Raw genomic sequence first — 21948 nt, 5'->3', positions numbered from 1 at the left:
CCCTAACCGGAAGCTGACTTAAATGTAATGTTGGTATCAGTCAGCTGTCAGGGCCTGCCCTCTATGGTCATTGAAGACGGGCATTGCTGTCACGCCTGCCGTTATTGATAGCAATGGTTTCAAACCTCTGATGGGTTCGTGAACTCAAGTCGATAACGGCGGACAAGGCGTGTCATCCATAGTCCAGGATTCTCGGCTGGTGCCCACACGGTGGCCTTTTTTGTAGGTCGCAAGAAGCTGGCAGCACTGTAGTCGGGAATCTTTTATGTGGCAGCTTCAAAACGCGTTCTCCCACTACGGTCTGCGCTTTCGAGCAAAGACTTGTGGGATCCCGAAGGAAGCCGGGGCTGTGATCGAGCGGCCCGGATATCAGCGAATTCTCTGACTGACTGGACACTACGGCATGCAAAGCAAAACCACGAGACGATCTTTCGTCAAAGGCCTGGCCGCTACTGGATTACTGGGTGGACTGGGTATGTGGCGCGCACCGGTCTGGGCTGTAACCAGTCCTGGCCAGCCGAATGTTCTGGCAGGCACCGATTTTGATCTCTACATCGGTGAGTTGCCGGTCAACATCACCGGAGCAACTCGCACAGCCATGGCAATCAATGGTTCACTTCCGGGGCCGACCCTTCGTTGGCGGGAGGGAGACACTGTCACGCTCCGGGTACGCAACCGCTTGAAACAGGACACTTCCATCCATTGGCACGGCATCATTCTACCGGCGGACATGGACGGGGTGCCTGGTCTGAGCTTTCATGGCATCGCACCCGACGGCATGTATGAATACACGTTCAAGGTCCATCAAAATGGTACCTACTGGTACCACAGCCACTCTGGGCTCCAGGAGCAGGCCGGGGTGTACGGCGCCCTAGTCATTGATGCCAAGGAGCCAGAGCCATTCAGCTATGATCGCGACTTTGTGGTCATGCTTAGCGATTGGACTGACGAGGATCCTGCCAGGGTCCTGTCCAAGCTCAAGAAGCAGTCGGACTATTACAACTACCACAAACGCACCGTGGGCGACTTCGTCAACGACGTAGGCGAGATGGGATGGTCGGCTGCGGTCGCGGATCGAAAAATGTGGGCTGAAATGAGAATGAGCCCTACCGATCTCGCTGACGTAAGTGGTTACACCTACACCTACCTCATGAACGGGCAGGCCCCGGATACGAACTGGACGGGCCTCTTCAAGCCTGGTGAGAAAATCCGGCTGCGTTTCATCAACGCTTCGGCCATGACGTACTTTGATGTGCGTATCCCTGGCTTGAAAATGACGGTCGTGGCTGCTGATGGGCAGCACGTCAAACCGGTCACGGTTGATGAATTCCGTATCGCAGTGGCTGAAACGTTCGATGTCATAGTTGAACCGGAGGACAAGCAGGCTTACACCATTTTTGCTCAATCCATGGATCGCACAGGCTACTCCAGGGGCACTTTAGCCGTTCGCGAAGGTATGCAAGCTGCAGTTCCGGCAGTGGATCCTCGTCCTCTCATTTCAATGAACGATATGGGTATGGATCACGGCAGCATGGCTGGCATGGACCATGGCAAGATGGCGGGAATGGATCACGGCAGCATGGCTGGCATGGACCACGGCAAGATGGCTGGGATGGACCACGGCAGCATGGGAGACATGGGCGGCGCCACGCAGTCTCACCCTGCCTCAGAAACAAACAACCCCTTGGTCGACATGCAGACTATGAGTCCAACGCCTAAGTTGGACGATCCGGGAATTGGCCTGCGCAACAATGGACGGCATGTCCTGACCTATGCGGATCTGCGAAGCACGTTCATTGATCCAGATGGACGTGAACCAGGGCGCACCATCGAGCTGCATCTCACAGGCCATATGGAAAAGTTCGCCTGGTCCTTTGACGGCGTGAAATTCTCCGATGCCGAACCCCTACGCCTCAAATATGGCGAGCGTCTGCGTATCACTTTGGTCAACGACACCATGATGACCCACCCCATCCACCTCCACGGAATGTGGAGCGATCTGGAAGATGAGGACGGTAACTTCATGGTTCGAAAACACACCATCGACATGCCTCCAGGCTCAAAACGAAGCTACCGAGTAACCGCGGATGCTTTGGGCCGTTGGGCCTATCACTGCCACCTACTGTTCCATATGGAAATGGGCATGTTCCGAGAAGTCCGCGTGGACGAATGAACTGGAGATCCAAAATGAACAAACCAATGAAGCGAAACGCCTTTTTCCTCTCTGCCGCGATAGCGGGTCTGTTTGCTGTTTATGCTCCTTTGTCGTGGTCCAGCGACAACCATGAACAGCACAGTCAGAAGTCTGCCGATGCCGCGAAATCGAAGGGGTCTCATGGCATGGATCATGACTCGATGAAGGGTATGGACCACGATGCCATGAAAGGTATGGACCATGGCTCGATGGAAGGTATGGATCACAGCAAAATGATGGAATCGCATGGCAGCGATAAAGCTAAGGCAGGGAAAGATGACCAATAGCCTGGCACGACCATCGCTGCTGGTATTGACCGTTTCATTCAGCTTGCTGGGTGCTGCGCCCGGCTTTGCTGCTGAGGGGATGGACCATTCGGCGATGGGGCATGGGGCCATGGAAATGGATTCCGCCCCGTCGGCGGACCCGATGCCAGGTATGGACCGCGCGCACATGGGCGCGAGCAAGCCGCAGAAGACCCCCCCGCCAGGTGATCGCAGCAAAATCAAACACAGTCAAGCTGCGGCCAAACCTTCGCACATGGACCACAGCAAGATGGATCATGGCAGCATGCAGGGGATGGACCATGGTGCCATGGAACACTCGATGATGAACCATGGCTCTGATGCCCCAACGACGGCTAGCCGAACTCCGATTCCTGTGCTGACGGATGCTGATCGCCAAGCTGCCTTTCCTCCGTTGGGCGGGCACCAGATGCATGACAGCGCGATCAACAGCTTCTTCTTGCTAGATAAGCTTGAGTACCAGGATGCAGAACAAGGCAGCGCGCTGGCTTGGGAAGCCTCTGGATGGGTTGGCGGTGATATCAACCGGCTGTGGATCCGCTCCGAAGGTGAGCGGACCAATGGCGTCACCGAGGACGCTGAGTTGCAGCTTCTGTATGGGCGCTCCGTCAGCCCATGGTGGGATGTGGTTGCTGGGGTGCGCCAGGATTTCAAACCAGGATCACCACAGACGTGGGGCGCTTTTGGTATCCAGGGCATGGCGCTCTATGACTTCGAAGCCCAAGCCACAGCGTTCATCGGTGAGAACGGCCAGACAGCCGCTCGGCTGGAGGGCGAATACGACATTCTTCTAACCAATCGCCTGATCTTGCAGCCAACCGCTGAAGCTAATTTTTTTGGCAAGAACGATCCCGAGCGTGGAGTGGGTTCTGGTCTGGCAAACACCGAAGTCGGTCTGCGCTTACGGTATGAGATCGTGCGCCAGTTCGCACCCTACATCGGCCTGACTTGGAACCGTTCCTACGGCAAAACGGCAGACCTGATTCGCGATGAAGGCGGGGATGTCGATGAAGCACGTTTCGTAGCCGGTATTCGGATGTGGTTTTGAGAGCATGACATGAAAAGAACAATTACAACGCTGTTAGCAGCAGGCACAGTGGGTAGTGCGACGGCATTGGCGGCGGCGTATTTTGGCCTGGTCAACGTCGGTGCTGATGATCCTCACTTCCCGGCGGTGCATGCTTTCCTCGCCATGGCGCGGGATCGCTCTATTGAAGTTCGCGCAAGGGACATCGAGGTTCCGAACCTGAAGGATGAAACCCTTATCCGTACCGGTGCCGGTAACTACAATGCTATGTGCATTGGCTGCCACCTCGCCCCAGGATTGGATAAAACCGAGCTTAGCCAAGCGCTTTATCCAGCGCCGCCCAATCTTGCCAGGATTGGTTTAAGCAATGATCCCGCAGCGGCCTTCTGGATCATTAAACACGGTATCAAGGCTACCGGCATGCCCGCTTGGGGCAAAAGCATGGATGATCAGTTCATCTGGGGCATTGTCGCTTTCCTTGAGCAAATGCCACGGATGAACGCGGAGCAGTACAAGGCCTTGGTAACAACCAGTGGCGGCCACCAGCACGGTGGTGGGGAAAGTGAGATGCACAACCATGATGGGCAGCATATTGGCGATGAGCCAGACCATCATGGCGAGGTTTCCTCTGAGGCAGGGCACCATGATATGGCGCAGTCAGAAAATCATGACTCGCACTCGGCAGATTCCCAGGGTCATGAGTCTGAGGGCGGCCATCCTGATGCTACCGAGTCCTCTGGTGATCAGCATTCCAAGCCAGGCTCGAAGACGCACACACACAAAGATGGAAAGGTGCACACCCATCAAGGCTAACAGCCGCTTTCTCAGGTTAGCCGCTTTCGTGAGTTTGCCTGTCGAGTCCTCATAGGGCTGTAAAGGCGCGACTGCGCGGCGCAGTTGAGTGGGTAGCGAGCAGCCCGGCGAGTTAAGAGGGACGAACGCTACCGCGGCTGCTACGAGATGTCACTGAATGAGTATGGGCCTATTGCTTGGCCTGGAGTCTCAGGCTTTGAAACCTGTCATCAACTGCTGTTGCTCGTTCGCAAGTTTGTTGAGGTCTGCGCTAATCCGTGCCGAGTGCTCGGAGTGATCAGCCAATTCCTTAGTTACATCACGGATCGCCATGACGGTTTGACTCACCTCTTCTGACACTGCGCTCTGTTCTTCCGCCGCGCTGGCGATCTGCAGGTTCATTTCGGTAATCACCTCGACGGCTGCATTGATTCTGTCTAATGCCTCGTTCGTTAGTTTGACCTGCTCCACGCTGCCGGCAGCTTGTGTGTGGCTGTGCTCCATCGCCTCCACTACGGTGCGCGTTCCGTTCTGTAGTTTTTCAACCACAAGGCGAATTTCACTGACCGAATCTTGCGTGCGTTTAGCCAAATGGCGTACTTCGTCGGCAACTACAGCGAAGCCGCGTCCCGATTCGCCTGCACGTGCAGCCTCGATAGCAGCATTGAGCGCCAACAAGTTAGTTTGTTCAGCTATCGAAGGATGACCTCCAGCACGCCACCAATTTTCTCGCTGCTGACCGCCAGTCCGGCGACATCCGTCATGGTTTGATCGATATGCGCTGCCAGCTGGCTAATAGCGGAGGCTGCAATCTGCACAGCGGCAAGGCCATCTCTCGCGGCTGCATCAACATTGCCGACAGCATTGGCAAGGCTTTCGCTCGACACCTTCGGAAAATGCGAGTCCTGTATGCAGAGCGTCGACGTTACCTCACTGATGCGCTGGAGCAGCTGTTGGGTGATCAAATAATCATCGCTCCCCAAGCCGGTGGCACCCACATCCTCGCATTGCTCAAAGGCCAGTGTGACGATAGGGCCGTGGCTGCCGCGGCTCAATCCCAAGGTTTAGCAATACAAGCGCTCAGCGACTGGTGCATGGAAAAATCGACTCATGGCGGTTTGTTGTTAGGGTTTACAAATATATCGGACACCGCTAAGTCTATGGCGCTGACATTGCGTCTTTTGAACGTGATGAAGAAATTGGAACGTTAGTTTTGTTCCCTGATTTGAGTTGAAGTTTAATGATTTGGTCTCGCATCGTTCATCCTCAAGAGCACGCGTTCCGTAAAAATAGTTGACGAAAAAATTGCCCATTTGAGTGGGGAAGAGTGCACCTTCATCCAAGGTGTCAAGTCATCCTGACATTGTGTCAACGTTTCGTGACAAGTGGGGGATGGCTTTGCCAGTTCCTGGAGAAGGGCGTACTATTTGCGACAAATTTGGTCGGAGATTGACATGTCGCTATACAGCGCGGGCGTCGAGTACGGCATTCACTGCCTGCTGTTCCTCATCGACGAGCGTGGCGACAGCCGCGAGTCCAGCGTGCGCGATCTCGCCGAATTGCAAGGGGTGCCGCAGGAATACCTGGCCAAGGTCTTCACCAAGCTGGCGCGTGCCGGGCTGGTGGCGGCCACCGAAGGCGTGCGTGGCGGTTTTCGCCTGGCCCGGCCTTCGGACGAAATCACCGTGCTGGATATCGTCAACGCCATCGATGGGCCGAAGAAGATCTTCGATTGCCGCGAGATCCGCGAGCGCTGCTCGCTGTTCGACGGCGCAGCGCCCGGCTGGGCCACCGAGGGCACCTGTGCCATCCATGCGGTGATGCTCAGCGCGCAGAAACGCATGGAAGAGGCACTGGCCCAGCAGACCATCCTCGACCTGGCGCGGCGCTTCGGGCGCAAGGCGCCGGCCGAGTTCGGGCAGAAGGTCAATGACTGGATGAGCGAGCGGCGCGATGGCAAGGGTGGGGCAGGAGACATCGCGCTCAAGCGGCTCTAGCTCGTAGGGGCTGTGTAGAACACTGCCAGCCAGACCGTCGTCGCATCGGCCTGCGTCCACTCCACGCGATGTCGGCAATGCGGCGGGATATCCAGGTGGTCGCCTGCCTTCAGTACCCGCGTTTCGCTTTCGTGCTCCAGGCGTAACCCGGCGCTGCCGGTGAGAACCACCACCCACTCGCCTTCGGCCTGGTCGTACCAGAAATCGGGCGGGCTGCATTGGCCGCTGGAGACGATGCGCTCGATGCGCAGCCCTGGGCGGCGCAGCAGTTCGTCGAATTGCTCGGCGGCCGCAGGGTCGAGCGGGGGCAGGGGGCTGAACAGGTTGTCGGGCATGGACGTTTGCCTTTCTTGATTCCGGACAGTGATTGTAGGAAGGTTCCGGGATTTTCCGCACGGAGCTACGTTGTTACGGAGCTACTTTACGGAACTACTTTACGGAACTACGTCACGGCACTGCGCAAGGAATCACGCCAATGGACAAGCTGCTGGCCATCAAGATGTTCATGGCGACTGTTGAAGCCCAGGGCTTTTCCGCTGCCGGTCGACGGCTCGGGGTCGCGACCTCGTCGGTGACACGCCTGGTCGATGCGTTGGAAAGCGAGCTAGGTACCAGCCTGCTCAACCGCTCGACCCGGCAGGTCAGCCTGACCGAGGCGGGTGTCGGCTACTACCAGCGCGCCCGCGCTATCGTCGCGGCCTTGGCCGAGGCCGATGCCAGCGTCGCCGATCGCGGGCAGGAACCGGTGGGCGTGCTACGCCTGTGCCTGCCGGTGGAGTTCGGGCGGCGGATGATTGCGCCGCACCTGGGCCGCTTCATGGCCCGCTACCCCTCGCTGGAGCTGGATATCGACCTGAGCGACCGCTTCGACGATTTGCTCGACGGGCGCTACGACCTGTCCATTCGCCTGGGTGATCCGGCGCCGAGCGACGAGCTGGTCAGTCGCACCCTGGGCACTTTCGAACGCTGGCTGGTGGTCAGCCCGGATTACCTGGCCAGCCATGCTGCGCTCGAACACCCCGCGCAGTTGAGCGAGCATGCCTGTTTGCGCTTTCGCTATAGCGGCCTGGGGCGACCTTGGCAACTGCGCCAAGGAGACGAGCTGATCGAGGTGGATGTGGCCGGGCCCTTGCGCTGCGCCAACTCCGACTTGCTGCGCGAGGCGGCGGTGGCGGGCAGTGGCGTCAGCCTGCTGGCAGACTGGCTGGTGCGCGACGATGTCGCTGCCGGGCGTCTGGTGCGGTTGTTCCCGGGCTGGCAGGCCAATCCGATCGCTGCCAGTTGCAATATCAACGCCCTGTACCTGCCCAACCATCGCTGGTCGCGGCGGGTAACGGCGTTCATCGAGTTCTGCGAGTCGTTGCTCAGGCCCTGAACGTGGTGGCGTTGCGCCTGGCGCAAAGCCGCTTTGCGTTGCGCTCCGATTCCCTCCGCAGGCCCTGGCCGCTAAGGTGCGTGGCATGTCTTGCCATGTGTGAATAATCTGAAATGAGTGCTTCTTTAGCGACATCCTCTACATCCGGCACGTCACTGAGCCGAGGCCTGGTGACGCTGCTGGCGTTCTGCTGTGGTGCCATCGTTGCCAACATCTACTACGCCCAACCCATCGTCGGCCTGATCGCGCCGGACCTTGGGCTGTCCACCGAGCGTGCCAGCCTGATCGTCTCGCTCACCCAGCTGGGCTACGCCCTGGGGCTGCTGTTGCTGGTGCCGTTGGCCGACCTGGTGGAGAACCGCCGGCTGATGATCGCCACGGCTGTGCTGTCCTGCGCCAGCCTGCTCCTGGCGGGCAGCAGCGGGCACGGCCAAGGTGAGCTGTTTCTCGGTTATGCCTTGCTGATCGGCTTCAGTTCGGTGGCGGTGCAGATGCTGATCCCACTGGCTGCGCATCTGTCGCCGGAGCAACAGCGTGGCCGGGTGGTGGGCAACATCATGGGTGGCCTGCTGTTGGGCATCCTGCTGGCGCGGCCCTTGTCGAGCCTGGTGGCCGATCACTTCGGCTGGCGTGCCGTGTTCCTGGGGGCGGCGGTGCTGATGGCGGCAATCGTCGTGCTGCTGGCCGTGACCCTGCCGCGGCGTGTGCCGGAACACAAGGCCAGCTACGTCGAGTTGATGGCCTCGCTGGGCGGGCTGCTGCGGCGCTACCCGTTGCTGCGCCAGCGCTCGCTCTATCAAGGCTTGATGTTCGCGACGTTCAGCCTGTACTGGACCGCCGTGCCGCTAGCGCTGGCGACCGAGCATGGCCTGTCGCAGAGCCAGATCGCGTTGTTCGCATTGGTGGGCGCGGTGGGCGCCATTGCGGCCCCGATTGCCGGGCGCCTTGCCGATGCCGGGCATGCGCGCCAGGCGTCGTTGCTGGCCCTGGTGCTGGCGCCGTTGTCGCTGCTGTTCGGGCTGAGCGCGCCGGGCTACAGCGTGATCGGCCTGGGGTTGACCGGGGTGCTGCTGGACTTCGCCGTGCAGATGAACATGGTGATCGGCCAGCGTGAGGTGTACGCCCTGGACCCAGCCAGCCGCGGGCGGCTCAATGCCGTGTACATGACCAGCATCTTCATCGGCGGTGCCCTGGGTTCGGCAGTGGCCAGTGCCTTGTATGCGGGTTATGGCTGGAATGGCGTGGCGCTGGTGGGCGCGGTATTGCCGGGGCTGGCGCTGGTGATCTTCCTGATGGTTGCGCGGCGGGCTTGACCCACTCTTCGGTAGGCGCGGAACACGTCGCAGCGGCGAACCGCCGCGCCTACCGAGGCGAGGGTCAAGCCTGCATCTGTTCGATCAACGCCCACAGCCGTGGGTCGTTGTAATCCTCGATCACCAGTTGCGCGCCGGCCTGCAGCAGGCGCTCGGCCGGCTGGGTGGTGGCCAGGGCCACGGTGAAGATCCCGGCGTCGACCGCCGCCTTCACGCCGGGTAGCGAGTCTTCGAAGGCCAGTGCCTGCGCGGCCTTGGCTTCCAGGCGCTGGAGGCCGGTGAGGTAGGGCAGTGGGTCGGGCTTGGGTCGGGCCAGTTCGTCGGCCACCAGCACATGCTCGAAGCGCTCGCCCAGGCCCATGGCCCCCAGCATATGCTCGGCGTTCAGCCGCGGGGCATTGGTCACCACGCACATGCCGATGCCATGGCGCTCGGCGTGCTCCAGCACGCGCAGCAGCCCCGGCATCGGCTCGAGCGTGGGCGACATTTCGCGGAACAGCGCCTCCTTGCGGTCGGCCAGGTCCTTGCACTCGGCGGCATCGGCCTGGGGGAACAGCTCCTTGAACAGCAGGCCATTGGAGCGGCCGCTGACCTGGGCGTTGAATTGCTCCTGGGTCAGTTCACGGCCGTCGTAATCGTGCAGCAGCTTGCGAAACGCCTGCAGGTGCAGGGTGTCGGTGTCGGTAAGGGTCCCATCGAGGTCGAACAGCAGGGCGGTCAGCATCGGGCATCCTGGCAGTGAAGAAACAATTCAGCAGCCATCATAGCCAAACTCGGCGACGAAGGGGGCTGTTCAGTGTTTTCGGAAAAGAGTACAAATGTGCTCCATGGACAGATTATCCCCCAAACGCCGCGCCATTCTCGAATTCATCCGCGAGCGGATCGCCGACCACGGCCAGCCGCCGAGCCTGGCCGATATCGCCGAGCGCTTCGGTTTCGCCTCGCGCAGCGTGGCGCGCAAGCACATCACTGCCCTGCATGAGGGTGGCTACATCGAGGTCACGCCTAACCAGGCGCGGGGCATTCGCCTGGCCGAACCGCTGCGCCGACCGGAAATCCTCGAGATTCCGGTGCTTGGCCGGGTCGCCGCCGGTGCGCCGATCGGTCCGGACCTGGGTATCCACGAACAATTGCTGATCGACCCCAGCCTGTTCCGTCGCACGCCCGACTACCTGCTCAAGGTGCGCGGCGATTCGATGATCGGCGACGGTATCCTCGACGGCGATCTGGTCGGCATTTTCCAGCAGGCCGATGCCCGCGACGGGCAGATCGTCGTTGCGCGGCTCGATGGCGAGGTCACCATCAAGCGCCTGCAGCGGGTGGCGGGTGGCTATCGGCTGCTGCCACGCAACCCGGCCTATGCCCCCATCGACGTGGGCCCCGAGCACGACTTCTGCATCGAAGGTGTGTTCTGCGGCCTGCTGAGGCGTGACTGATGGGCGCGGTAGTCGATCTCGATGGGTTGCTCGACCAGCGCCGAATCTGGCGTGGGCGGCAGGTCCAGGCGCGCCCGCTCGGCTTGCAGCCCACTGGTCATGCCGCGCTGGACGAGCGCCTGCCTGAAGGGGGCTGGCCATCGGCGGCGCTCAGCGAGTTGCTGCTGGCCAGCCCCGGTTGTGGTGAACTGCAGTTGCTCTGGCCGACCCTCGCCCGGCTGAGCGGCGAGGGTGGGCGGGTGGTGCTGGTAGCGCCGCCGTTCATTCCCTACGCGCCGGCCTGGCAGGCGGCAGGCGTTGATCTGCGCTGGCTGGCGCAGGTCGCGGCCGAGCCAGACGAGGCCCTGTGGGCTGCCGAGCAGTGCCTGCGCTCTGGCAGTTGTGCGGCGGTGCTGTGCTGGCCGGAGCGCGCCGATGACCGCTCATTGCGCCGCTTGCAGGTCGCCGCTGAAACCGGTGAGGCGCTGGCCTTCGCCTGCCGACCCCAGCAGGCGGCGCACAACCCGTCGCCCGCGGCTTTGCGTATCGCCATCGATACGCGTCCGGCACAGTGGCGAGTGCTCAAGTGCCGTGGCGGCCTGGTGCCGGCCACGCCCATCGCCGCTCCCGGACGAGGCTGATGCGCCATGCTCTGGGCCTGTATCCTGCTGCCGCAGCTGGCGCTGGACACCGTTCAGCGCGGGCGTGACGACGCCGATTCGCCGCTGGTCCTGCTTGGCGGCCCAGCGCAACGACGGGTGTTGCAGGCGGTCAATGCGGCGGCCGCCGACCTGGGGCTGCGCGCTGGGCAGACGCTGACTGCCGCCCGGGCCCTGGCTGACGGCTTCACCTGTGTCGAGGCCGATCCGGCGCGCATCGACGAAGTACAGCAACTGTTGGCGGCCTGGGCCTACCGGTTCAGCGCTCAGGTCAGCCTGCACTATCCGCGTGCGTTGTTGCTGGAGGTGGGGTCGAGCCTGCAACTGTTCGGTCCGTGGGCGAGTTTCGAGGCGCGTCTGCGTACAGAACTGCAGGAACTCGGCCTGCGTCATCGCATTGTGCTGGCGAGCAATCCGGTGGCGGCGCGCATGCTGGTCAACGGGCACGATGGCCTGGCGCTGACCTGCGCCGAGCAGACGCGCGCAGCATTGGCGAACATGCCTCTGGATCGGGTCGGCTTGCCTGCCGATGCCGCCCAGGCCCTCTCGCGCATGGGGTTGCGCCGGCTGGGCGAGGTCATGGCCTTGCCGCGTGATGCCCTGGCCAAGCGTTTTGCCGCGCCTGTGCAGTTGCACCTGGACCAACTTTTCGGCCAGCGTGCGCTGGGGCTGGACTTCTATCAGCCGCCAGACCGGTTCGAGTCCAGGCTGGAGCTGAATTTCGATGTGGAATCGCACCAGGCATTGCTGTTTCCCCTGCGCCGGCTGATCAATGACCTGGCCGCTTTTCTTGCCGGGCGTGACTGCGGCGTGCAGCGTTTCGAGCTGCATCTGGAGCACGTAGAGGGGCCGGATACTGTGCTCAAGGTCGGCTTGCTGGCGGCCGAGCGCGAAGCGGCGATGCTCTTCGAACTGGCCCGTGGCCGGCTGGAGCCGCTGCGCATTCCGGCGCCGGTGCGCAACGTGCGCCTGCTGGCCGCCGACCTGCCAGCGTTCGTGCCACAGCATCGCGCGCTGTTCGATCCGCGTTCGCAGCAAGCCCAGCCCTGGGAACAGTTGCGCGAGCGCTTGCGTGCCCGGTTGGGCGACGAGGCGGTCAAAGGCCTGCGCGCAGAAGCCGATCATCGCCCCGAGCACGCCTGGCAAGCCAGCGAGCAGGGCGCTGCGGGCAGCCTGGCAGTCGCGCCCGGCAGCCGTCCTGGCTGGTTGCTGCCCCAGGCCCTGGCCTTGCCCGAGGGCGGCCTGCAATGGCTTGGCCAAGCCGAGCGCATCGAATCGGGCTGGTGGGATGGCGGTGATGTGCGCCGTGACTACTACCGCATCGAAACCCGCGAAGGGTTGCGTGGTTGGGCCTACCGCGACCTCGCCCAACCCGGCCCCTTGTGGCTGCAGGGCTGGTTCGCATGAGCCTGCCTGAGTACGCCGAGCTGCATTGCCTGTCGAATTTCAGTTTTCAGCGCGGCGCCTCCAGCGCCGACGAGCTGTTTCGTCGTGCCCAAGAGCAGGGCTATCAGGCCCTGGCAATCACCGACGAATGTACCCTGGCCGGGATTGTCCGCGCCTGGCAGGCGGCCCGCGAGCATGGCGTACGGCTGATCGTCGGCAGCGAAGTGCAGGTGCAGGATGGGCCACGCCTGGTGCTGCTGGTGGAGAACCTGACCGGCTACCAGAGCCTCTGCGCGCTCATTACCCGCGCGCGGCGTCGGGCAGAGAAGGGCGAGTATCGATTGCTGGCTGAAGACCTGCAGGCGCATTGCTCAGGCTTGCTGGCGCTGTGGATCGCTGACGACCCTGGCGACCCCGAACCCGGCCGCTGGTTGCAGGCACTGTTCCCCGAGCGGCTGTGGCTGGCAGTGCACCAGCACCGTGGCAGCGACGACGCAGCGCGCTTGCAGCGTTTGCGTGCCCTGGCCGGGCAACTGGCGATTCGCGCCGTTGCCTGTGGCGACGTGCACATGCATGTCCGTGGTCGTCGCGCCTTGCAGGACTGCATGACCGCGATCCGCCAGCACTGCACGGTGGCCGAGGCCGGGCGTTACCTCTACCCCAATGGCGAACGCCACCTGCGCAGCCGCGAGCAACTGGCCGAGCTGCACCCCGGCGACCTGCTGAGCGAAACCCTGGTCATTGCCGAGCGCTGCCGCTTCGACCTGAGCGAGCTGAAGTACCAGTACCCCCGTGAGCTGGTCCCTGAAGGCCACAGCCCGGCGAGCTGGTTGCGTCACCTGTGCGAGCAGCGTCTGTCGATACGCTGGCCGCAGGGTGCCAGCGCCGAGGTGTACCAGACGCTTGAGGGCGAACTGACGCTGATCGAGGAACTGGGCTACGAAAGCTACTTTCTCACCGTCCACGACATCGTCGATTTCGCCCGCCGGCAGAATATCCTCTGCCAGGGGCGGGGCTCTGCGGCCAACTCGGTGGTGTGTTTCGTGCTGGGGATCACCGAGCTCGACCCAATGACCCACCGCCTGCTGTTCGAGCGCTTTCTCTCACGTGAGCGCAATGAACCGCCCGACATCGATGTGGACTTCGAACACGACCGCCGCGAAGAGGTGATCCAGTATGTGTTCAGGCGCTATGGCCGGCACCGCGCGGCGCTTACCGCGGTGGTCAGCACCTATCACGCTGCTGGCGCCGTGCGTGACGTGGCTCGGGTGCTGGGTCTGCCGAGCGACCAGGTGGATGCCCTGGCCAAATGTTGCGGGCGCTGGAGCGATCGCATTCCCGATGCGCAGCGCCTGGCCGAGGCTGGTTTCGAGGCGCAGAGCCCATCGTTGCGGCGTATCCTGGTGCTGGCGGGTGAGTTGATCGGTTTCCCTCGACACCTGTCGCAGCACCCTGGCGGTTTCGTGATCTGCGAGCAGCCACTGGACCAACTGGTGCCGGTGGAGAACGCCGCCATGCCTGAGCGCACGGTGATCCAGTGGGACAAGGACGACCTGGACATGGTGGGTCTGCTCAAGGTCGATGTGCTCGCCCTGGGCATGCTCAGCGCCCTGCGCCGTTGTTTCGATCTGCTCCGGCTGCACCGTGGCCGCGAGCTGACCCTGGCCAGCATCCCCCAGGAAGATCCCGCCACCTACGCGATGATCAGCCGCGCCGAGACCATGGGGGTGTTCCAGATCGAGTCGCGGGCACAGATGGCCATGCTGCCGCGCCTGCAGCCGCGCACCTTCTACGACCTGGTCATCGAGGTGGCGATCGTGCGGCCCGGGCCGATCCAGGGGGATATGGTGCATCCCTATCTGCGGCGGCGTCTGAAGCAAGAGCCGGTCACTTATCCTTCGGAAAAGCTCAAGGCGGTCTTCGAGCGCACGCTGGGTGTGCCGTTGTTCCAGGAGCAGGTGATGGAGCTGGCGATGGTCGCGGCCGACTACACCCCAGGCGAAGCCGACCAGTTGCGCCGCAGCATGGCGGCGTGGAAGCGTCATGGCGGGCTGGAGCCGCATCGGCTGCGCTTGCTCGACGGCATGTTGCGCAATGGTTACGAGCTGGCCTTTGCCGAACGCATCTTCGAGCAGATCAAGGGGTTCGGCAGCTATGGCTTCCCCGAGTCCCACGCCGCCAGTTTCGCCTTGCTGTGCTACGCCAGCAGTTGGCTCAAGTGCCACGAGCCGGCGATCTTCACCTGCGCGTTGATCAACAGTTGGCCCATGGGGTTCTACAGCCCGGACCAGCTTTTGCAGGAGGCGCGTCGACAGGGCATCGAGGTGCGACCGGTGGATGTCGTTCACAGTGTCTGGGACTGCACCCTGGAACCGCAAGGCGGTGATGCCCTGGCGATTCGCCTGGGGCTGCGGCAGGTCCGTGGTTTCGGCGAGGACGATGCCCGGCGCCTGGAGCAGGCGCGGGCGCAGCGGCCATGGCGGGATGTCGAGGATCTGTGCCTGCGTGCGTCCCTCGACAGCCGCGCCCGCGCGCGCCTGGCCGATGCCGGTGCCTTGCGTGCCCTGGCTCGCGATCGCCATCAGGCGCGCTGGCAGGTCGCTGCCGTGCAGGCGCAACTGCCGTTGTTCGCTGGGGTCGAGTCTGCGCCTGAAAGCGAAGTGAGCTTGCCGGCGCCGAGCATCGCCGAAGACCTGTTCGCCGACTACGCGACCCTGGGCACCACACTTGGCCCGCATCCCTTGACGCTGCTGCGTTCACGCCTGCGCGCGCTGGGTTGCCGCAGCTCTCGTGAGCTGGATGGCTTGAGCCATGGCGACAGCGTTGCCGTGGCCGGCATCGTCGTGGGTCGCCAGCGCCCCCAGACGGCCAGCGGCGTGACCTTCGTCACCCTGGAAGACGAGTTCGGCATGCTCAACGTGGTGGTGTGGCGGGATCTGGCCGAGCGACAGCGGCGAGCCCTGGTGGGCTCGCAATTGCTCAAGGTCAGTGGCCGCCTGGAGCAGGAAAATGGTGTCAGACACCTGATCGCGCGGCGGTTGGAGGATGTCAGTGGGTTATTGCGGGGGTTGGATGTAAGGAGTCGGGATTTTCATTAGCCTCGCCTGACATGCCGCACCAACACCTTCTCCAGCAACTCCCACATCCCGGGATCCGTACTGAACGCCACATTGAACCGCATCCACCCCGTGGCCTGCGCATCGACCATGAACAACTGCCCAGGCCCAAGCATGATCCCCTGTTCCAGCGCATCGTCGAGCAGCGCCGCACTATCGGGAATGGCCGGGTGGCGGGTCCAGATGTACATGCCTTCATCCGATTCGATGAACAGCTCGAAGCCCAGTCGATGCAGGTGTCGACCCACTTCCTGATGCGCTTCTGCCAGGCGCTGGCGCAGGCGCTTGAGGTGCTTGCGCCAGCGACCGTCGATCACTGCGGCGTATACCACCCGCTCCATCACCTGCGAGGTGGTCAGCCCTGAACGCATCTTCAACTGCAACAGCTGCTGCATCACCTCGGCTTCGGCCACCAGGTAGCCCACCCGCACGTTGGGCGAGATGCTCTTGGAGTAGCTGCCCACGTATACCACCTGCTGCAGATGATCGAGGCTGGCAAGGCACGGCTGCGGCTCGGCGATCATGTCGGCGTAGAGGTTGTTCTCCACCAGGCGCAAACCATGCTGCGACGCAAGTTGCAGCAGGCGGTGCAACTGCGCGAGCGGCGTGCGCGAACAGGTCGGGCTGTGCAGGTGTGGCTGGGTGAAGAACACCGTTGGGCGATGGTGGGCGAGCAAGCGCTCCAACTGGTCGAGGTCGTAGCCCACCGGTGTGCGCGGGACGCCCACCAAGGTCGCGCCCTGGAAGCGCAGGATGCTCATCAGGTTGGGATAGCCTGGGTCGTCCACCAGCACCACGTCACCCGGTCGCACCAGGGTGCGCACGGCCAGGTCCAGCGCCTGGCTGGCGCCATGGGTGAGCATCAGTTGCGCAGGGCTGGCCACGATCGACAGCTCCTGCTGCAGGTTCTGCGCGGTCAGCGCGCGCAATTCAGGCAGGCCCATCGGATCACCATAGCCAGACAGCTCCAGCGGGCTGCCGGCAACCTGGCGCATGCCGCGACGCAAGCCATCTTCGTACATCCAGTCATTGGGCAGCCAGCCGCAGCCGGGTTTGAACGGCAGTTGGCGGGTTTCGAAGATCTGTTGCAGGTACCACTCGGAGTTGAACGATGGTCGGGTTGTGTCAGCTTGCGGGGTGTGCGTGTCGAGCAACTCGCCCGCCGAGCGGCTGACGAAGAAACCCGCATTGCCGCGACTGACCAGCAGCCCCTGGGCCACCAGGCGGTCGTAGGCTTCGACCACGGTGAAGGTGCTCACCGAGTAGGTCGAGGCAAACGCGCGGATAGACGGCACCTTGGCGCCGGGCTTGAGGGTCTGGTTGTCGATGAGCTCGCGCAACCCGTCGATGATCTGGTTGACCAGCGGGGTAGGGGAGTCTGGATGTAGTCGCAGCATGGGGTGCCTTCAGGTGTGCGTAACGCCAAGCGCCTGCAGGGTGTCGCGGGTGTATTGCATTGGCGGCCTGTACAGTGCAGTGCGAGTTTCATGCCACTGTGCATGGCTCTATGTGGCGGACATTTTTACATTAGGTGTCAGATATCGCCAGATGCAACACGTTCAGTTCGCCCGAGCGGCAACCCTCGGGCGCGTCAGCAGGCCGCCATGGATGGTCTGCGTGTGTTCTTCACACCTCCTGCCCGCAATAGCGCTGATGTACAGGTGAGGCCGATAACCATCGGGGTTTCACAGTTTTTCCTTGGATAAAAAGAAGCACGGGGTACACAACTGATGGACGCAACATCCACATCCACCACCTCCGCGGAAGGCGGGCACGAGAGCAAGCTCAGTGCCTCGCTCAAGTCGCGCCACCTGACGATGATGTCGATCGCCGGGGTCATTGGCGGCGCCTTGTTCGTCGGCTCCGGCAGCGTGATCCACAGCGCCGGCCCAGCGGCTGTCCTGGCGTACCTCGCCGGCGGCATCCTGGTGGTGCTGATCATGCGCATGCTCGGCGAGATGGCGACCTCCTCGCCGGACACCGGCTCGTTCTCCACCTACGCCGACCGCGCCATCGGGCGTTGGGCCGGTTTCACCATCGGTTGGCTGTACTGGTGGTACTGGGTCATCCTCATGGCCTGGGAAGCCTACGTGGCGGGCAAGATCCTGCATGGCTTCTTCCCTGATGTCAGCGTCAACGTGTTCGTGCTGGCGACCACCTTGTTGCTGATCACCGTGAACTTCTTCAACGTCAAGCACTACGGCGAATTCGAGTTCTGGTTCGCCTTGATCAAGGTGGTGGCGATCGTCTGTTTCCTGGTGGTGTGTACCGCCGCAGTGATGAACGTCTGGCAGTTCGGTGAGGTGCGCGGTATCACCCACCTGACCGCCGAAGGCTTCATGCCCAACGGCATCACCACGGTGATCGGCGCCTTGCTCGGCGTGATGTTCGCCTTCCTCGGTGCCGAGATCGTGACCATCGCGGCTTCGGAAGCGAAGGACCCGGCTACCCAGATCGTCAAGGCCACCAATTCGGTGGTGTGGCGTGTGTGCCTGTTCTACGTCGGCTCGATCTTCCTGATCGTCTGCCTGGTGCCGTGGAACGATCCGCACCTGGGCGTTTCCGGCTATGGCGCCTACCGTCGCACCCTGGAACTGCTGGGTGTGCCGTATGCCGAGCTGCTGATGAATTTCGTGGTGTTGACCTCGGTGAGCAGTTGCCTGATCTCCGGCCACTACACCGCTTCGCGCATGCTCTTCTCGCTGTCGCAGCGCGGTGATGCACCGTCGTTCTTCAAGATCACCCGCACCGGGACCGGCGTGCCGGTATACGCGATCCTCGGCTCCTGCGCCGTGGCGGTGGTCTGTGCGCTGATCAACTTCAGCGAGACCCTGCGCCCGAAGGATGTGCTGGAAACCCTGATGAACACCACCGGCATGATCGCCCTGCTGGTGTACCTGGTGATCGCCTTCTCGCAGCTGCGCATGCGCCGCAAGCTGATCGCCGAGGGCCGTGAGGTGCGCCTGAAGATGTGGCTGTTCCCCTGGCTGACCTACCTGGTGATCGCCTTCATCGTTGCCGCACTGGTGACCATGGCCTTCATGCCTGACTACCAGATCCTGGTGATCTCCACCGGTATCGCCGCGGCCATCGTGGTGGCCATGGGTGTGGTGCATCAGATGCGTAGCGCCAAGCGTCACTGATCGCTACCTGGGTTGTACTGAAAACGCGGCCGGCTCCTCCAGGGACCGGCCGCGTTTTCATTTGCGCCGCACCAGGGTCAGCCAGTCGGTGTAACGGGCGACCTTGATCGGCAGGATGGCCTGCAGGTCATCCAGGGCCTGGTCGGTGTCGTCCAGGGCCAGGTCGTCGGCGACCTTCAGGTCGGCCAGCGAGGAGGCATCGAACAGCAGCAGGCCACGGTGGTGCCGTGCCAGGCGCTCGAGCGTTTCGTTCAATGGCTGACCATCGCCGGGTAGGCGCTCCAGGTACCAGGCTGCCTGGGTATCGCCGGTATCGACCTGGGTCAGGGTGCCGGGGGTGATGCCATCGAAGCGCAACTGCTGGCCGCGGTTGAGCGAGCGTTGGCGGTCGTTGCCCGTCAGTTCGACCCGCCCCTCCAGCACGGTGACTTCGCTGCTGTCCTGAAGCCGTTCGACGATCAGTTTCGCGTCCAGCGGCCGCAGGCTGCCGTGTGGGGTGACGATGAACAGCGGGCGCGTATCGCCCCGCGCCACCTCCAGCAGCAGTTGGCCCTTGAGCAGGTCGATCCGTCGCTGGGCGCGGTCGAACGTCAGGTCCACGGCCGACCCGTTGTCCAGGGTCAACAGGCTGCCGTCCTCCAGTTGCCGGGTCAGGCGGTTCTGGCTGTCGGTGGACAGGTCGGACAGCTCGAAGCCCTGGCCCATCCAGGGCGAGGCGAGCAGGAAGGAGGCGCCGATCAACGCAAGGATGGCCAGAGGCAGGGCAAGACGCGGATAGGGGAAGGCATTCATGGCAAGCGACGTGTGGAGGTTATGCGGATGACCTCCAGCATAGGCTGTCGGTTCCTGTTTTCGTTCAGGCGAAGCGGATCGGTCAGACCGATACCCCGGACGTTCGGGAAAAGGCCTATGCTAGCGCTTCCAACTGCCGAAGGAGTCGCCCATGGCCTGGTCCGCCACCCAATATTCGCTCTTCGAAAATGAACGCACCCGCGCCGTGCGCGATCTGCTCGCGGCCGTGCCACCGCGGCCGGTGCGCCATGCCACTGACCTTGGTTGCGGCCCTGGCAACTCCACCGAGGTCTTGCTGCAACAGCATGGCGACGCCCAGGTGCTGGCCTTGGACAGCGACCAGGACATGATCGACAAGGCGCGCGAGCGACCACGCCTGAAGGTGCCGCGGGTGCGTTGCGAGGTAGCCGACATCGCCACCTGGAAGGCTGCCGAACCCCAGGACCTGATCCTCGCCAACGCGTCGTTGCAATGGGTGCCGAACCACCGTGAGCTGTACCCGCACCTGATCCGCCAGCTTTCCGAGGGCGGCAGCCTGGCGGTGCAGACTCCCGACAACCTTGACGAACCTGCCCACAAGCGCATGCGCGAGATTGCCAGCCAAGGCCCGTGGAAAGACAAGTTCAGCGATTTTTCCTTGCCACCGCGACACAGCGGCGCGTTCTACTACGACCTGCTCAGCCCGCTGTGCGAACGCGTGGATGTGTGGCGTACCACCTATCACCATGTCCTCGAGGGCGGCGCCAGCGCCGTGGTGGAGTGGTTCAAGGGTTCGGGCTTGCGGCCGTACCTGGCGCGGCTGGACGAGGCCGAGCGCGAAAGCTTCCTGCAGCTCTACTTGCAGGCCATGGAGCAGGATTACCCGAAAGCCACCGATGGCAAGGTGTTGCTGCCGTTCCCGCGGTTGTTCGTGGTCGCTACCCGCTAGCACGCCACCCGCGCCAGAGCACATAGCCGTAGATGCCAAGGTTGAGCAGCAACACGATCAACCCGAGCAGCACCTGGATCTGCGGTGTCAGCCCTGCAGGGTAGATCAGCGGCCAGACATAGTGCTCGACGAACCCACCCTGGTAGCCAGCCTGGCCGGCTGCCAGGCGCATGCGGTTTTCCCAGCCGGTCAGCGGGCACTGTAGATGCAGGCACTCCACCGAAAGCCCCCAGGCCAGGGCCGGCAGATGCAGGAGCAGGGCGCGGCGCCAGCGCAGCACCAGCAGGCCGCCGAACAGCACCAGTAGGATGAAGGCCAGGTGCAGCAGGACGAGGGCGTCGGCGCTTAGGCGGTAGAGCATGGTGGGCGGGGTCCGCTGTGGGGCGAGTCATCAGCATAGGGTAGATTGCAGGGTTGTCGGGGCCGGCCTGATCGCAGGGACGGCACCGATGGATTCACAGCGCCTCTTGCACCATCTGCAAAAATGTCGCCACCACTCGCCGCGTGCGTTGTTCGCTCAGGCACACCAGCGTCTCGGTCAGGTGGCGTTGGCAATCGACGATGGGCAGCGCGCACACCCGTGAGTCGGCGCCGAACTCCGCCGCCGACACCACCCCCACGCCAATCCCCACCACCACCGCTTCACGCGCCGCTTCACGTCCCTCGACCTGGATGGCCGGGCGGATGCGCAGGCCCGCGCGCTGCATCTCTTCTTCCAGGGTCTGGCGCGTCACCGAGCCGGGCTCACGCAAGACCAGCGGCGTGTCGTCCAGGTCGGCCAGGCTGATCGAGGCGCGGCTGGCCCAAGGGTGGTCCCGGGATACGAAGGCCACCATCGGATCACGCCGCATCGGCACGCAGAACAGCCGCTCGTCATCGACGTCGCGCCCGAGCAGGGCCAGGTCGGCCTGGTAGCTGAACAGGCGCGCCAGCGACTCATCGGTGTTGCCCGTCTCGATCTTGACCTGAATCCCCGGGTAGCGCTGGCAGAAGCGCGCAACCTGCGGCAGTACGTGCACGGGGGCATCCACCGCCAGCACCAGGCTGCCGATGTGCAGGGCTCGCGAATCCTGCAGCAGCTCCAGGGCTTCGGTTTCACAGGCGAACAGGCGTTGGGTGATGCCCAACAGGCGTTCGCCCAGGTCGGTGAGCTGCACCGAGCGCTTGTTGCGCTGGAACAGCAGCACGCCGAAGCGTTCCTCCAGCTTGCGCACCTGGTCGGACACCGCCGGCTGGGTGAGGAAGAGTTTCTCGGCGGCCCGGGTGAAGCTGCCGTGTTCGGCCACGGCGTGAAAGGCCTTGAGCTGCGCTTGCGAGACCGACATGAACACCTCGGAACAGGTTCTGTTAAAAGCTGGGCTTATGTGTGAAATACGATAAATCGATTTTATTTATCAGTCATCAGCTGTTTCCATGTCGCTCAACCCGAGGCAGCGCCAACAGCGCCTGCACCGGGCCATGGTCCAGCCAGATGACGTCCCTCCGTCATGCAGTGCGCAACACAAC

Annotated in this window: 21 protein-coding genes and 1 pseudogene; 14 read left to right on the top strand and 8 right to left on the bottom strand. The window is 62.9% G+C overall.

Going from position 1 to position 21948, the window contains the following annotated elements; all coding sequences use genetic code 11:
- Positions 1–403 precede the first annotated feature (403 nt).
- From APH44_RS04940 to APH44_RS28935, 4 genes are read left to right on the top strand one after another with little or no spacing between them, the layout of a single operon-like run.
- Positions 404–2173, top strand: coding sequence for a copper resistance system multicopper oxidase (locus APH44_RS04940; RefSeq protein ID WP_054891583.1), 1770 nt, complete (start codon positions 404–406; stop codon positions 2171–2173).
- Positions 2174–2187: 14 nt separating this feature from the next.
- Positions 2188–2481, top strand: coding sequence for a hypothetical protein (locus APH44_RS04935; RefSeq protein WP_256216581.1), 294 nt, complete (start codon positions 2188–2190; stop codon positions 2479–2481).
- Positions 2471–3547, top strand: a complete 1077-nt coding sequence (locus APH44_RS04930) for a copper resistance protein B (RefSeq protein ID WP_054891581.1) — start codon at positions 2471–2473, stop codon at positions 3545–3547. Before APH44_RS04935 ends, APH44_RS04930 begins: the two co-directional genes overlap by 11 nt.
- 9 nt (positions 3548–3556) lie before the next feature.
- The gene (locus APH44_RS28935) at positions 3557–4339 is read left to right on the top strand and encodes a cytochrome c (RefSeq protein ID WP_082420919.1); all 783 of its coding nucleotides are present in this window, start codon (positions 3557–3559) and stop codon (positions 4337–4339) included.
- Positions 4340–4528: 189 nt separating this feature from the next.
- Here APH44_RS28935 and APH44_RS28930 read toward each other — a convergent pair.
- Positions 4529–5017, bottom strand: a pseudogene (locus tag APH44_RS28930) (methyl-accepting chemotaxis protein); the annotation flags it as partial.
- Positions 5011–5283, bottom strand: coding sequence for a hypothetical protein (locus tag APH44_RS30630; RefSeq protein WP_371105622.1), 273 nt, complete (start codon positions 5281–5283; stop codon positions 5011–5013). The pseudogene APH44_RS28930 and the gene APH44_RS30630, both read right to left, overlap by 7 nt.
- On the opposite strand from APH44_RS30630, the gene APH44_RS30020 reads away from it, so the two are divergent.
- Both APH44_RS30020 and APH44_RS04905 read left to right on the top strand, forming a co-directional pair.
- Positions 5272–5529, top strand: coding sequence for a hypothetical protein (locus APH44_RS30020; protein ID WP_156356679.1), 258 nt, complete (start codon positions 5272–5274; stop codon positions 5527–5529). The two genes, APH44_RS30630 and APH44_RS30020, sit on opposite strands and share 12 nt — an antisense overlap.
- 243 nt (positions 5530–5772) lie before the next feature.
- Positions 5773–6315, top strand: coding sequence for an Rrf2 family transcriptional regulator (locus tag APH44_RS04905; RefSeq protein WP_054891576.1), 543 nt, complete (start codon positions 5773–5775; stop codon positions 6313–6315).
- On the opposite strand, the gene APH44_RS04900 is transcribed toward APH44_RS04905, so the two are convergent.
- Positions 6312–6650, bottom strand: coding sequence for a cupin domain-containing protein (locus APH44_RS04900; protein WP_054891575.1), 339 nt, complete (start codon positions 6648–6650; stop codon positions 6312–6314). The two genes, APH44_RS04905 and APH44_RS04900, sit on opposite strands and share 4 nt — an antisense overlap.
- A gap of 140 nt (positions 6651–6790) precedes the next feature.
- Between APH44_RS04900 and APH44_RS04895 the strand changes: the two genes are divergently transcribed.
- Both APH44_RS04895 and APH44_RS04890 read left to right on the top strand, forming a co-directional pair.
- Entirely contained in the window at positions 6791–7690 is a 900-nt protein-coding gene (locus tag APH44_RS04895) for a LysR family transcriptional regulator (protein ID WP_054891574.1), read from the top strand.
- A gap of 113 nt (positions 7691–7803) precedes the next feature.
- Positions 7804–9003, top strand: coding sequence for an MFS transporter (locus tag APH44_RS04890; protein ID WP_054891573.1), 1200 nt, complete (start codon positions 7804–7806; stop codon positions 9001–9003).
- Positions 9004–9067: 64 nt separating this feature from the next.
- Here the strand turns inward: APH44_RS04890 and APH44_RS04885 are convergent, their stop codons facing one another.
- The gene (locus APH44_RS04885) at positions 9068–9727 is read right to left on the bottom strand and encodes an HAD family phosphatase (protein WP_054891572.1); all 660 of its coding nucleotides are present in this window, start codon (positions 9725–9727) and stop codon (positions 9068–9070) included.
- Positions 9728–9821: 94 nt separating this feature from the next.
- On the opposite strand from APH44_RS04885, the gene lexA reads away from it, so the two are divergent.
- Genes lexA through APH44_RS04865 form a run of 4 tightly spaced genes read left to right on the top strand, consistent with a single transcriptional unit; the run spans position 9822 to position 15561 of the window.
- A complete protein-coding gene (gene lexA / locus APH44_RS04880; protein ID WP_054891571.1) occupies positions 9822–10439 on the top strand; it encodes a transcriptional repressor LexA in 618 nt (205 codons plus the stop codon).
- Complete coding sequence (imuA, locus tag APH44_RS04875; RefSeq protein WP_054891570.1) at positions 10439–11059, top strand: translesion DNA synthesis-associated protein ImuA; 621 nt, start codon at positions 10439–10441, stop codon at positions 11057–11059. The genes lexA and imuA overlap by 1 nt, the downstream gene beginning before the upstream one ends.
- A 6-nt stretch (positions 11060–11065) precedes the next feature.
- Positions 11066–12484, top strand: coding sequence for a DNA polymerase Y family protein (locus APH44_RS04870; RefSeq protein WP_054891569.1), 1419 nt, complete (start codon positions 11066–11068; stop codon positions 12482–12484).
- Positions 12481–15561, top strand: coding sequence for an error-prone DNA polymerase (locus tag APH44_RS04865; protein ID WP_054891568.1), 3081 nt, complete (start codon positions 12481–12483; stop codon positions 15559–15561). The genes APH44_RS04870 and APH44_RS04865 overlap by 4 nt, the downstream gene beginning before the upstream one ends.
- Here APH44_RS04865 and APH44_RS04860 read toward each other — a convergent pair.
- On the bottom strand, positions 15558–16976 hold the full coding sequence (locus APH44_RS04860) for a PLP-dependent aminotransferase family protein (protein ID WP_054891567.1): 1419 nt from the start codon (positions 16974–16976) through the stop codon (positions 15558–15560). The two genes, APH44_RS04865 and APH44_RS04860, sit on opposite strands and share 4 nt — an antisense overlap.
- 333 nt (positions 16977–17309) lie before the next feature.
- Between APH44_RS04860 and APH44_RS04855 the strand changes: the two genes are divergently transcribed.
- Positions 17310–18722 carry an amino acid permease gene (locus tag APH44_RS04855; protein ID WP_054891566.1) on the top strand — a complete coding sequence of 471 codons (1413 nt, stop codon included), beginning with the start codon at positions 17310–17312 and terminating at the stop codon, positions 18720–18722.
- Positions 18723–18779: 57 nt separating this feature from the next.
- On the opposite strand, the gene APH44_RS04850 is transcribed toward APH44_RS04855, so the two are convergent.
- Positions 18780–19514 carry a FecR family protein gene (locus APH44_RS04850; RefSeq protein WP_054891565.1) on the bottom strand — a complete coding sequence of 245 codons (735 nt, stop codon included), beginning with the start codon at positions 19512–19514 and terminating at the stop codon, positions 18780–18782.
- A gap of 151 nt (positions 19515–19665) precedes the next feature.
- Here APH44_RS04850 and tam point away from each other — a divergent pair, with 151 nt between their 5' ends.
- Entirely contained in the window at positions 19666–20442 is a 777-nt protein-coding gene (gene tam / locus APH44_RS04845) for a trans-aconitate 2-methyltransferase (RefSeq protein WP_054891564.1), read from the top strand.
- Here the strand turns inward: tam and APH44_RS04840 are convergent.
- Positions 20432–20803 (bottom strand): DUF2784 domain-containing protein, encoded by a 372-nt coding sequence (locus APH44_RS04840; RefSeq protein ID WP_054891563.1) that lies wholly within the window; start codon positions 20801–20803, stop codon positions 20432–20434. The genes tam and APH44_RS04840 overlap by 11 nt on opposite strands.
- Positions 20804–20897: 94 nt before the next feature.
- Positions 20898–21767, bottom strand: a complete 870-nt coding sequence (locus APH44_RS04835; protein WP_054891592.1) for a LysR substrate-binding domain-containing protein — start codon at positions 21765–21767, stop codon at positions 20898–20900.
- Between the last annotated feature and the right edge of the window lie 181 nt (positions 21768–21948).

Source organism: Pseudomonas sp. NBRC 111143 (assembly GCF_001320965.1).
GTDB classification, from domain to species: Bacteria; Pseudomonadota; Gammaproteobacteria; order Pseudomonadales; family Pseudomonadaceae; genus Aquipseudomonas; species Aquipseudomonas machongensis.
Note: the sequence above shows the minus strand (reverse complement) of the source record. Positions and strands in the feature narration are given on the sequence as shown.